This window comes from candidate division KSB1 bacterium (genome assembly GCA_034506395.1).
Lineage (GTDB): Bacteria > Zhuqueibacterota > Zhuqueibacteria > Thermofontimicrobiales > Thermofontimicrobiaceae > Thermofontimicrobium.
In genome coordinates, this window is record JAPDPQ010000006.1 from 161,112 (window position 1) to 175,168 (window position 14,057).

General features: G+C 49.9%; 1 protein-coding gene. It reads right to left on the bottom strand.

Translation table 11 applies throughout. The features are described 5' to 3' along the window. Positions 1–238: 238 nt before the first annotated feature. On the bottom strand, positions 239–13,891 hold the full coding sequence (locus tag ONB37_06185; GenBank protein MDZ7399739.1) for a non-ribosomal peptide synthase/polyketide synthase: 13,653 nt from the start codon (positions 13,889–13,891) through the stop codon (positions 239–241). Positions 13,892–14,057: the final 166 nt, after the last annotated feature.

Genomic DNA, 14,057 nt, shown 5'->3' on the forward strand with positions numbered 1-14,057 from the left:
TGGTCAAGCTCTCTCCCCCTTTTTTCGCTGCTTCATCAGTGTTTGATTGAAGAATCAGAATCCATTTAAGCGCGAAATACCGATTTAAAAGGTCATCAAAACCACTTGGTCACCAGGCACTGGCAATAGTTTCACAGATTCAATCTGATAACTATTTCAGTCCAATAAAAACCTACTCATTTAAGAGCCGAGTGTTGTAACACGCGATTATCACCCTCTCGACATTTGTTCCATCTTATCAGAAATTTGCTTTCAATGCCGCTTCTAGGCATTGGCTCAGTTTTTCTGCTAAGATTTTAACGTGCGGTTCATGCAGCATGGTGTTATGATTTCCAGGGACTTCATGCAGCTCCACACCTCCCATGGCGACGCGGCTCCATCCCAGATCTCTCTCCTCGGTCTCGTCTCCATGTCGCTCCAGAGCCTTGAATAGCGTCACTTTGCCTGGGTATTTTTTCACTTGATAATTATTCCAAGCTTCCATCTGCTTTTTCAGCATATTGACATAGCTGCGGAATTGATTCACCCGTACAAAGCGCGAGATCATCTTCTCCTTTTTCAGCCGCTTCAAGACGAATTTGTATTGTTCTGTTTCGCTGAGCTGCTTCAACTGCTCCATTGGAAAAGTGATTCGACCATTGAACATCCCCTGGAGGAATTCGGCATTATCAGTCGGTGCTGCTTTCGGTAAGAACGGACCTTGATCGAAAATTGCCAATAACGCCACCTTTTCGCCCAGGGCATGAAGCTGTTGAGCCATTTCAAAAGCAATAATCATGCCCATCGACCAGCTTGCAATGAAATACGGGCCTTGAGGTTGACGCGTCTTGATGGCTCGAATATAATAAGCAGCCATCTCCTCTATCGTGGAGTGAGGCTCCGCCTCCCCATTGACACCGCGAGCTTGAAGCCCATAGAACGGTTGATCTGGCAATTGCCGAGCAAGGTCAGCATACCAATGGACGCTCCCTCCAGAAGGATGCACGACAAAAAACGGTGGCCGAGAATGGTTATCCTGAAACACTACCAATGAAGCCGCAGCGTCACTCTCCCCCATCGCCTCAGGGCTGACCAATTTTCGCTCTGGTTCGCGCTGAGAACGAATGATTTCAGCCAGATGACGAATGGTCGGCTGTTTGAATAGCGAGACCAGCGGGATCTCGATCTCAAATTGGGCTTGGATCTTTGCCAATAAATGGATCGCAAGCAGCGAATGACCGCCCAATTCGAAGAAATTGTCTGTCACCCCAATGGGACTGACCTTCAACACGGATTCCCAAATTTTGACCAGATCTGCTTCAATCGGATCGCTGGCAGGCACATGCTCTTTGGTTCGAACCACGCCATTCAGTTCCGGCGCTGGGAGCGCTTTGCGGTCCACCTTACCATTGGGCGTCATCGGAATCGCATCCAGCTTCACTAATGCTGAGGGAATCATATATTCGGGCAATTGCTTGCTTAAAAACGCCCGCAATTGACTCACTTCGATCTCCCCAAGTGACTGATCAGCCACAAAATAGCCGACAAGCCGCTTATCCCCGTCCGCCATTTCCTGGGCAATCACTACTGCCTGGCGGATGCCAGGATACTGGCGCAGCACCTGCTCGATCTCTCCAGTTTCGATCCGAAAACTTCTGATTTTGACCTGATGATCCGCACGGCCTAAGAACTCAATATTCCCATCCGCGAGAAATCGGCCCAAATCGCCGGTTCGGTACATCCGCGCGCCAGGTTCATCGCTGAACGGATTTGGAATAAATTTCTCAGCCGTCAGATCAGGACGACGATAATAGCCGCGCGCCAACCCTACTCCACTGATATAAACTTCGCCGATCACACCGATCGGTACTGGCTCGAGATTTCGATCTAAAATGTACATCTGGATATTGTCGATCGGTTTCCCAATCGGCAGGTTGATGACATTATCTGGGACCTCTCGAACCAGATAACAGCCAGGACCGATAGTGGCCTCAGTGGGCCCATAACCGTTGTAGAATTTTCTGCCTTGCGCCCAAATTCGAGCCAGCTCTTTGGGACAAGCTTCTCCCGCCGAGATCAAGACCTTCAGGTTATCCAGGCCCTCTGGCGAGAGGATTTTTAGAATGGCTGGCGGCAGAATTGCAAAAGAGATCTCCTGGTGTTGGAGCAAACCATGCAATTTAGAGATTGAGAGCAATGTTTCTCGCTGTACCAGGTATAGCGTTGAACCTGAGAGGAGAGCCGTATAAATTTCTGCCAGTGAAGCATCGAAGCTGAACGACGCAAACTGAAGCACACGATTGCCTGGAGGAATCCCCATTTTTTGAATGTGGAAATTGATAAAATTGCATAGCCCTCGATGTCGCAAGAGTGTACCTTTTGGCTTGCCAGTCGATCCGGAAGTATAAATCATATAGGCCAAATTTTCTGGCATGACGATATTATCCGGATTATCATCCCTGGCGCTGTCGAGTTCCACCAATAGCTCATCCAACATCAGTGGCTGGATGCCGTTCAATGGCAATCGATCGGCGATTATCCGCTGGGTTAACAACACGGGCGTCTCGGTCTCAGCCAACATGAAAGCGAGCCGTTCAGGCGGATAGGATGGATCTAATGGCACGAATGCGCCACCAGCTTTCAGCACCGCCAATTGTGCGATAATCATCTCGATCGATCGCTCGAGGCAAATCGCAACCAAAGTCTCTGGGCCAACGCCAAGTTGGCGCAAATGGTGAGCCAATTGGTTCGACTTTCGATTTAGCGATCGATAGCTCAACTTCTGGTCCTCAAAACAAACCGCGATGGCAGATGGAAATTTGCGAGCCACCATCTCAAACCATTGATGCACGCAAAGCTGAGATGGAAATGCCGAATAGGTCTGGTTCCATTCTACCACCATCATCTGTCGTTCTGATTCTGTGAGAATTGGCAGATCTTTGATGGGGCGCTCTGGCTGGGCCAGCATCGCCGTTAATAATAATCGAAAATGGCGAATCATCCGCTGAATGGTGGACGCATCGAATAAGTTGGTATTATATTCAAATGCGCCAGTGATCTTCTCTCCAGCATCGATCATTGATAGTGTCAGATCGAACTTGGCGATGCCAGTTTCTGCCTCCACTGGCGTTAAAACGAGATCAGTCAAATGTTCTCTGGCTGGTCGGTGATTTTGGAGAGTGAAAACCACCTGGAACAACGGGCTAAAACTCATGTCCCGCACAGGTTGCAATGCATCGACGACTAGTTCGAACGGAACGTCCTGATTGGCATAGGCCTCTAAAGTAACTTGTTTGACCTGGTCGAGCAGGGCTTTAAAAGTCAGAACGCCATCGAATCGCGCGCGCATCACCAGCGTGTTGACGAAGAAACCGATCAGCCCTTCGATTTCAGCGCGATTGCGGTTGGCGATCGGAACGCCTACATTGATGTCATCCTGTCCAGAATAGCGATGCAATAAGACTTGGAACGCCGCTAAAAGGGTGGTGAACAAAGTCGTCCCCTGCTGCTGGCTGAAAATTCTGATTTGCTGGGATAGATCTTCAGGGAGTTCAAATGCCAGCGTATTTCCATCGAATGTCTGGATCGGTGGTCGGGGTCGATCGGTTGGCAATTCCAATAAAGCCGGGCTGCCAGCTAATTGCTGCTTCCAAAAATCGAGTTGCGTTTGCAATCTTTCTTCGCAAAGCCATTGCTGTTGCCAGTATGCGAAATCCGCATATTGGATCGGAAGTTCAGGCAACGGCGAGGGCAGACCGCGCGTAAAAGCCTCGTACAGAGCGGTCATCTCACGAATGAATATATTCATTGACCAGCCATCAGAAATGATATGATGCATATTCAACAGAATGATATGATCTTGATGGCCCAGCTTCAACAGCTTTATCCGAATTAGCGGCAATTCCGACAGATCAAATGGTTGCTGCGCCTCTTCAGCGGCAATATGCATCGCTTCTTTTTGTTGCTCTGCTGGTGGTAAATGAGTTAGGTCGGTTATCGGCACAGAGAGTTTCAGCTCTGGCGTGATAATTTGTATTGGTCTGCCATCTTTTTTGGCAAATTTGGTCCGCAAGATTTCGTGTCGACGAATGATCTCATTCAAGCTTCCTTCCAATGCCGATAGATTCAGTGGCCCGGTTACGCGGAATGCTGCTGGCAAATTGTAGAACGGCGTGTCTGGTTCTAATTGATCTAAGAACCAAAGTCGCCTCTGGGCATAGGAAAGCGGCAGATCCCGATCCCTCGGCACCGGTGTAATTTTCGGCTCATCGATCCGTCGGGCGTTTTGCGTCGTCTCGTCGATGATTCGGGCCAATGCCTCAATTGTCGGTGATTCAAACAAGCGGCGAATCGGCAATGCAACCTGGAACTGGTCTCTGATTCGAGACATCAATTGCGTGGCGATCAACGAGTGGCCGCCGAGCTCGAAGAAACTATGCCGAATTCCAATTTGATCGATTTCGAGCAACTCCTGCCAGATCGCTGCCAATTGTTTTTCGGTTTCGGTCTGGGGAGCGACATAAGGAACACCCAGTTCGCCGCTGATCAGATCTGGTTCTGGGAGCGCCTTTCGATCGACCTTGCCATTGGGCGTCAGCGGCATCGAATCCAGCCTAACGAATACTGAAGGAACGCTATATTCTGGCAGCTTTGTCTTTAAGAATTCGATCAAATCGCTGGTGGACAGCGGTTCTTGAGATTTCGGAACGAAATAAGCGATTAATCGATGATCCGGACTATTGGGCCGAATTGGCTTGGCTACCACTGCGGCATCCAAAATCAGCGGATGGTCAAGCAATGCCGATTCAATTTCACCTAATTCGATTCGAAATCCTCGGACCTTCACCTGGTGATCGATACGGCCCAGAAATTCGATATTACCATCCGACAAGAATCGAGCAAGATCGCCAGTTCGGTACAATCGCGCACCGGGCGTTTTGCTGAACGGATCTGGAATAAATTTTTCGGCCGTCAGATCAGGACGATGGTGATAGCCACGTCCCACGCCAATGCCTCCGATGAACAGTTCCCCTCTAACACCCCGAGGCACTGGATTGAGATGTTGATCAAGAATATAAAGCTGCATGTTCTGAATCGGTCGACCAATGGGGATGGTAGTACATTCGTCTGGGATCTGTTCGACCAAATAGCTCGTAACACCAATGGTCGTTTCTGTGGGGCCATAGGCATTCAACAACCGCCGTCCTTTGGACCACCGCAGCGCAATATCTTTTGTGCACGCTTCTCCGGCAGAAATGATGGTCGTGAGATGGTCCAATCCCTCTGTAGGCAGAACCTTCAACAGCGACGGTGGCAGGGTTACGGTCGTGATCCTCTCCCGTTGGAATAATTCGATCAGGTCCGGAGTCGACAATAGCGTATCGCGGCTGGCTAAATACAATGTTGCACCAGTCAATAGCGCCATGAAAATCTCCGATACCGACGCGTCGAAGCTGAACGAAGCGAATTGCAGCACGCGGCTATCGCAGGTCACCGAAAAGTCCTGAATTTGCGAATGCGTGAGATTGCACAAGCCGCGATGCGGCAGCATTACACCTTTCGGTTTGCCAGTAGAACCAGATGTATAGATCATGTAGGCCAAGTTATCGATGGTCGCGCCACTGATTGGATTGCTATCATCCTCTGCGGCGATGAGATCCCAGTCACGATCCAGGCAGATCGCTTTGGTGCCATTCAACGGCAATCGCGGCAATAATTTCTGCTGGGTGAGCAGCACCTTGAGCTCCGCATCCGCTAACATGTAAACGATCCGCTCCGATGGATAAGCTGGATCGATGGGCAGATATGCTCCGCCCGCTTTCATAATTCCGAGCAAACCCACCACCATTTCGATCGAGCGATCGACACTAATGCCCACTACGACCTCTGGCCCGACACCCATTTTCTGTAAGAAGTGGGCCAATTGATTGGCGCGTTGGTTCAACTGACGATATGTCAATTGCTGATTTTCGAACGCCAGCGCAATCGCCTCAGGCGTTCGCTCCACTTGAGCTTCAAATAGCTTATGAACGCACTGCCGATCTGGATAAGGCGCAGCGGTCGCGTTCCAATCATAAATATAACGTTCATACTCTTGTTGTGATAGGAGCGGCACTTTGGAGATACTTTGCTCTGGATTTGTCACCATCTGGTTTAAGAGATTCATGAAATGCCGCACCATCTGGTCGATGGTCTCCCCATTGAACAGATCCGTATTAAATTCCAGAACGCCAGCGATGCCATCTGGTCCAGGTTCGAGCGACAACGTCAAGTCGAATTGGGTGGTACCAATCTCCGACATGATTGGGATCATCTGGAGCCCAGACGACTGGATCGCCGAACGAGGATTGTTCTGCAAAATGAACATCACCTGAAATAGTGGGGTGTGGCTCAAGTTTCGTTCTGGCTGGATCTGTTCCACCAATTTTTCGAATGGGACGTCCTGGTTCTGATAAGCTCCCAGGCAAACCCCTCTCACGCGGCGAAACAGTTCCACAAAGCTGGGATCCCCAGAAAGATCTGTTCGCAATACGAGCGTGTTAGCAAAGAAACCAATGAGTGCCTCCACTTCCTTGCGCGTGCGATTGGCGATGGGTGTACCAATACTAATGTCGCTCTGCCCAGAGTAGCGATAAAGCAAGGTTTGGAAGGCTGCAAGCAGAGTCATAAATAATGTAGCGCCATGCTGCTGGCCGAGATGTTCGATTCTCTCTGCGAGTTCCCGATTAATTTCGAACGCGCGCAACGATCCATTGAACGTCTTCATCGCTGGCCGCGGTCGATCTGTGGGCAGTTCCAACAGAGCAGGGGCGTTGGCGAGCTTCTTCTTCCAATAGAGCAATTGTCTCTCCAAGACCTCCCCAGTCAAATAGCTTCGCTGCCAATGAGCATAATCGGCAAACTGGATAGGCAATTCGGGGAGCGGCGAGGGCCGACCTTGAACGAACGCTTCATACAGCGCGGCCATCTCGCGCATTAAGATATTTACCGACCAACCATCTGAGATGATGTGATGCATGGTGAATAACACCACATGATCCTCAACATTCAATTTCAGCAGGGTGGTTCGGAACAATGGCCCATGCGCCAGATCGAATGGCAATCGGGCCGATTCATTAGCGAGACGTTTGACCTCTTGTTCTCGTTGCCATAATGGCAATTCGGTCAAATCGACGATGGGCAATTGCACTTGGGCCTGCTGGTCGATCACCATGATAGGTTTGCCCTTCTTCTCAACAAAGCTGGTTCGCAAGATTTCGTGTCGCCGCATCACTTCAGCGATGGCGTTCTTGAGCGCCAGCAAATTCAAATTGCCTTGCAACCTTACCGAAGAGGGGATATTATAAAATGATTGACCTGGATCCAATTGATCCAAAAACCACAACCGCTGCTGGGAGAAAGAGAGGACCAGATCTGTTGATCCATCTCGCGGCACTGGCTGAATTGGAGTGCTGTCTGTAAAGCCTTGCTCGACAAATGCCCGATCAATTCGTTCTGCCATCGCAGATAAAGTTGGGGCTTCGAAAATCGTGATCAAAGGCAGATCAACTTTGAACTGTTCTCGAACCCGCGCCAGTAACTGGGTCGCCAATAATGAATGCCCCCCCAACTCAAAAAAGCTATCGTAAATCCCGACTCGATCGATTTTGATCAGCTCGGTCCACAGCTTCGCCAGTTCAGATTCGGTCCGAGTCCGTGGAGCTACAAATTCCTTCTTGATATCTGATCGAGACAGATGTGGCGCAGGTAAGGCCTTGCGATCAACTTTGGCATTGGAAGTCAATGGGATCGAGTCGATCTTCATGAACGCTGCTGGGATCATGTACTCGGGCAATTGCTCCTCGAGGAACGCGCGCAATTCATCCATTGAAGGTGCAGGTTCCTGGCCCGGCACATAATAGGCAACCAGCCGGGTATCGCCATCAACCCTCCAATCGATCACCACATTCTCTTTGATGCCAGGATGTTTGCCAAGTGTCGCTTGAATTTCTCCCAATTCGATGCGAAAGCCACGGATTTTGACTTGATGATCGATACGACCAAGGAATTCGATATTCCCATCGGGCAAATATTTGGCCAAATCGCCGGTCCGATACAGTCGCGCGCCCGGTTTTCCTGAAAATGGATCAGGAATAAATTTCTCTGCCGTGAGATCTGGGCGATTCAAATAGCCGCGCGCTACGGCGACACCGCCGATATACATTTCGCCTGGTACGCCGATTGGAACAGGTTCAAGATTCTGATCCAGCAAGTAGACCTTCATATTGGCAATGGGAAACCCGATTGGCACCGATCCGCGCTTGCGAAAATCATGCGGAGTGTCGTAGTTCATGCACCCCACAACGGTCTCGGTGGGACCATATTCGTTGATCAATTTCGTATTTGGCGCGTATTGCAACCAGAAGGCGATATGATCGCTGGTTAGATTTTCACCGCCAATGATAAATGCATGGACCAAATCTGCAGCTTCCTCGGCAGGCAACTGATTGCCCAGCAATTGCAGATGCGCTGGAGTAATTTTTACGATGCTAAAATTTCGATACTGGCGCAGGGATTGCGCTACGATCTCGATATCCTTGCTTTCTGGGACAAGATAAACGGCACGCCCCACCAGCAGTGGCGCATAAAGACCAGTGATAGTGGCATCGAACGCCAGAGACGAATGGACCAGCGATCCCCTCCCCTGTTTGAGCGGATAGTTCTCCAAACACCAAAACAGATAATTCATGAATCCGCGATGCGTAATGAGCGTTCCTTTGGGCTTACCGGTCGAGCCTGAGGTGTAGATCACATAAGCCAGATGATCGTCATCCAACTCGACAGAAAGATTTTGGTCGCTTTCGGAAGCAATTCTCCTCCACTCGAAATCGAGACAGATGATCACAGGTGGACGACCAGCCTGGGGTTCCATCATCTTGGTAGATTGCGCTGGCAAATTAGCAACGAGTCGTTCCTGAGTGAGCACGACGGTGGCATTGGCATCTTCGAGCATAAAAGCGACGCGCTCTTTGGGATAGGAAGGATCAATGGGCAAATACGCGCCACCTGCCTTCAATACGCCCAGCAAGGCCACCATGACTTCCAACGATCGCTCCATGAAGATGGCGACCATCCTTTCAGGTCCAATGCCCATTTTCTGGAGAAAGTGAGCCAATTGATTCGCAGCCTGGTTCAACTCCAGATAGGTCATTTGTTCGGTCCCAAAGACCACGGCTGGAGCGTGGGGCGTCCGCTCCACTTGAGCCTCAAATAGCCGATGGACAAACCGATGCGCTGGATAAGCAACATCGGTGTCGTTCCAAACCGTGATCGCGCGATGGCGTTCCTCGGGGCTCAGCAATGAAATCTCATCGATTCGGAGCTCAGGCTGTGAGACCATTTGCTTCAGCAAGTTTTCAAAATGCTGGAGCATTCTCACGATCGTGGCTTCGTCAAAGAGATCGGTGTTATATTCCAACGCCCCAGCTAATTTATTTCCCTCCTCCAACATGAACAGCGTCATGTCGAATTTGGAGGTGCCGCTGTGGTTTTCAATCGGGATCACACTCAGTCCCGAAATGGTGCTTGCCTGTCGTGGGACGTTCTGAATCACGAACATCACCTGGAACAGGGGCGAATGGCTCAGATCTCGCTGAGGCTGGAGCGCATCGACTAATTTTTCAAATGGCAGATCTTGATGCGCATAAGCGCCAAGCGCGACCTCTCGTACTCGGTGCAACAATTCCCTAAAGTTTGGATTGCCCGACAAGTCAGTGCGGAATACCAGGGTATTCACAAAGAAGCCGATTAAGTTCTCCAATTGCCCATTGGTTCGGTTGGCAATTGGTGATCCTACCAAAATATCCTGCTGTCCAGAATAGCGATAAAGCAAGGTCTGGAACGCCGCCAACAGCGTCATGAACAACGTGGTCCCTTCTTTATTCCCGAGATCCTTAATGGCCTGGCTCAATTCCTCTGAAAATTCGAATGTCTTGTAGGCGCCATTGAAAGTTTGCACTGGAGGTCTGGGCCGGTCCGTGGGAAGCTCTAATCGCGCTGGAGCGCCGCTCAATTGTTGCTTCCAATAATTCAATTGCGCCTCTAACACCTCGCCTTGCAACCATTGTTGCTGCCAATAAGCGAAATCGGCGTATTGGATCGGAAGCTCGGGCAATGGCGATGGACGATTGTGGGTGAAAGCATCGTAACAAAGCGTGATCTCCCGCACCAGCACTGCGGAGGACCAATCATCCCCAATGATATGGTGCATGGTATAGAACACGACATGATCATCGACATCAAGTTGGACCAAAGTTGCTCTCAACAGCGGGCCAATGGTGAGATCGAATGGGCGCTGAGCTTCCTGTTTCGCAATAGCTTGTAATTCCAGCTCACGATCGTCCAGCGGTACAGAGCGCAAATCGACTTTTCGCAATGGGATGATCATATTGGGATGAATGACCTGATACGGTTTGCCGCGATGGGAATGAAAAGTTGTTCTCAGCGACTCGTGTCGTCGGACCACTTCATTGAGGCTCTGCTCTAAGGCCTCGACATCCAAATGACCTCTGAGCCGAACGGCTTCGGGAATGTTGTAGAATGGGCTATTGGGCTCTAATTGATCCAAGAACCACAACCGCTGCTGAGCAAAAGATAGCGGCAATTCTTGCTCCCGAGGAACGGGAACAATGGGGGGCGCTTCAAATGCCCGTTCCGAAACCAAGGCAATGTCGATCTTCTTGGCCAATTCAGCAATAAAGGGCACTTCAAATACAGTGCGCAATGGCAATTCTATGTGGAACTCAGCCCGAATGCGCGAAACCAGTTGCGTGGCCAATAGCGAATGACCACCTAACTCGAAGAAATTGTCATTGACGCCGATCTTCTCAATTCCTAAAAGCTGAGTCCAAATTTGAGCCAGCTTTTGCTCAACTGGTGTTCGGGGTGCAACGTATTCGGTCGCCAAAACCGCAGCAGATTGCTGATCTGGGGCAGGCAAAGCTCGTCGGTCGATCTTGCCATTTGGAGTCAACGGCATCTTTTCGAGAAACATGAAATAGGATGGCACCATATATTCGGGCAATTGTTCCTTAAGAAAACTATGGAACTCGCCCACGGTGGGTTGTACCCCATTTTTGGTCACGATGTAAGCCACCAGCCGCTTGCTGCCTGGGGCATCTTCCCGAGCGGATACCACCACATCTTTGACGCTCGGATGTTTTTCTAAGGCACTTTCGATCTCCCCCAATTCGATCCGATAACCGCGTATCTTGACTTGATTGTCGATCCGGCCCAAAAATTCAATGTTCCCATCAGCCAAGAAGCGAGCGCGATCCCCAGTTCGATATAAACGATCGCCAGGAACCTGGCTGAATGGATTCGGAATAAACTTTTCTGCCGTTAAGTCAGGACGATTGAGGTAGCCCCGCGCCAGGCCTGCGCCTCCAACACAAAGTTCGCCCGGAATGCCGATCGGCAATGGCTGGATAAGCTCGTCGACGATATAAATTTTGGTATTATTGAACGGAATACCGATTGGGACCAATCGCTCCAGCGATAGATTCAAATCTTTACTCTCAAAATAGGAGCTATCGATGGTTGCTTCGGTTAGGCCAAATGTGTTGAGCAATCGTGTGCTGGGACTGCAGTATTTCAAAAATTTCTTGTATTCGCCAACATACCAGACATCGGAACCCGCAATTAAGACTTTCATGAATTTGAGGTCTTGACCAGTGGTGTCCAAATATTGGACCAGGTTGCGCAACACTGCTGGAACGAATTCAGCGATGTCAACCTGCTCTTTCAGCATTAGCTGATACAATTTATCCGCCTCTAAAAGCAGATCTCTGGGCACCAGCACCAATTTGCCTCCAGAACAAAGTGCTCGGACCAGGTCTCCAGAAAACACATCGAACGAGAAACTGGCCATTTGCAAATGGCTGGTCGCATCGGTGCGCAGCCGAAATGTCTCCTCCCAGGCATGATATTGATTCACCAGCGTCTTATGCATCACCATGACGCCTTTGGATTTGCCCGTCGAACCGGAAGTATAAATGACGTAAACCAGATTCTCCGGGGTCACATGCACCATGGGCTTGTCAATTGGCTGTCGGGCGATTTTCACCCAATCTGTATCCAGACAAATGATCTCGCCATCATAATCGGGCAAATTAGGAACCAACGAATGCTGGGTCAGCAATACCGTAACGTTGGAGTCCTTAAGCATGTGATCAATGCGATCTGGCGGATAGGTCGGATCGATCGGCACATATGCCCCGCCAGCTTTGATGGTTCCGATCACGCCCACGATCAAATCTAAGGATTTATCAGCGCAGATGCCCACCAATTTCTCTGGACCGACGCCATGTTTTCGTAGGTAATGTGCTAATTGATTCGCGCGCTGGTCCAGTTCTCGATAAGTGAGATATTGCCCATCGAACGCCACGGCAATGGCATCGGGCGTGGATTCTGCCTGAGCTTCGAACAACTGGTGGATGCACAGCCCCCGTGGATAATCCGCTTCGTTTTTGTTCCACTCCACAACCACCTGCTGTCGCTCGCTGCCGGTTAGCAAAGGCAATCGCGAAATCTTTTCATTCGGATTAGCAACGATCCCTTCAAGCAATTGCTGATAGTGATCGATCAGTCGGCGCATGGTGGAGGCATCAAACAGATCGGTATTGTACTCGATAGAGATATTGGCGCCATACGATTGTTCGGTCACCATGAGCGTCAGATCAAACGTCGACGTACCAGCATTGATATCGAGCGTGCTGAGATGGACATTGGGCAATTCCACCCCACCGTTCATCGGATTATTTTGCAAGATGAACATCACTTGAAATAGCGGCGAATGGCTCATATCCCGCTCTGGTTGAACCAATTCCACCAGTCGCTCGAACGGAATATCTTGATTGGCATAGGCGCCAAGCGTCACCTCTTTCACTCGCTGCAACAATTCCCGGAATGAGGGGTCGCCGCTGAGATCGGTGCGGAGCACCAATGTATTGACGAAAAATCCAATCAGCGATTCGATCTCGGCACGGGTCCGATTAGCAATTGGCGAGCCGACAGAGATATCTTCTTGTCCAGTGTATCGATGGAGCAATACCTTAAAAGCAGCAAGCAGCGTCATGAAGAGCGTGGTGCCTTCCTGACTGCTGAGCGCTTTTAATCGATGGATCAATTGACCGGGCAGCACTGCATCCACATTATCGCCATTGGATGTCTGAATGGCAGGTCGCGGCCGATCGGTGGGCAACTCCAATACCTGAAGCTTGCCATATCGCCCATTGAGCTGATGTTTCCAATAGCTCAATTGTCGCTCTAATACCTCTCCGCTGAGATACTGTTGTTGCCAAACGGCGAAATCGGCATATTGGATGGGCAATTCTGGCAACGGATCAGGCTCGCCCTTGACGAAGGCATTATAAAGGACTGAAATCTCACGAATCAACACGCCAACAGACCAGCCATCAGAAATGATGTGATGCATGGTGAAAAGCACCACATGATCTTGATCATCCAATTGGATCAAACTGACTCGCACCAATGGCCCTCGGGCGAGATCAAATGGCTTTCTGGCCTCAAGTCGAGCCAGGCGGATCGCTTCGGACTCGCGCTGCTCTGCTGGAAGGTGTCGCAGGTCCTGTTTCGGCAGGTTGATCGGTTTGAATGGATGGATCACCTGGACTGGCTTGCCATTCATTTTAGCGAATGTGGTGCGCAACGTCTCATGCCGTCGAACGATGGCATTGATGCTCCGTTCTAAAGCCTCCAGATCCAACTTCCCCCGAAATCGAACAGCCGAAGGAATATTATAGAACGGGCTATTCGGCTCAAACTGGTCCAAAAACCAGAGCCGCTGTTGCGCATACGATGTCGGAAATACAAAGACATCCTGTTGTTGCGTTACTTCATTTACCTCAGACATGTTGATGATCCCATTTTGTTGCTTGTATCCCTGTTGTCAATCCCAGCTCTCGAGATAATAGGACCCGAAAGCAAGAGAATCTCAAACTGCTGATGGTGTTTGATTTTAAATTTTAACTTGAATCCTAAAAACTGCTTCGAAAAAATCGTTCTTGATCTTTGCTGAG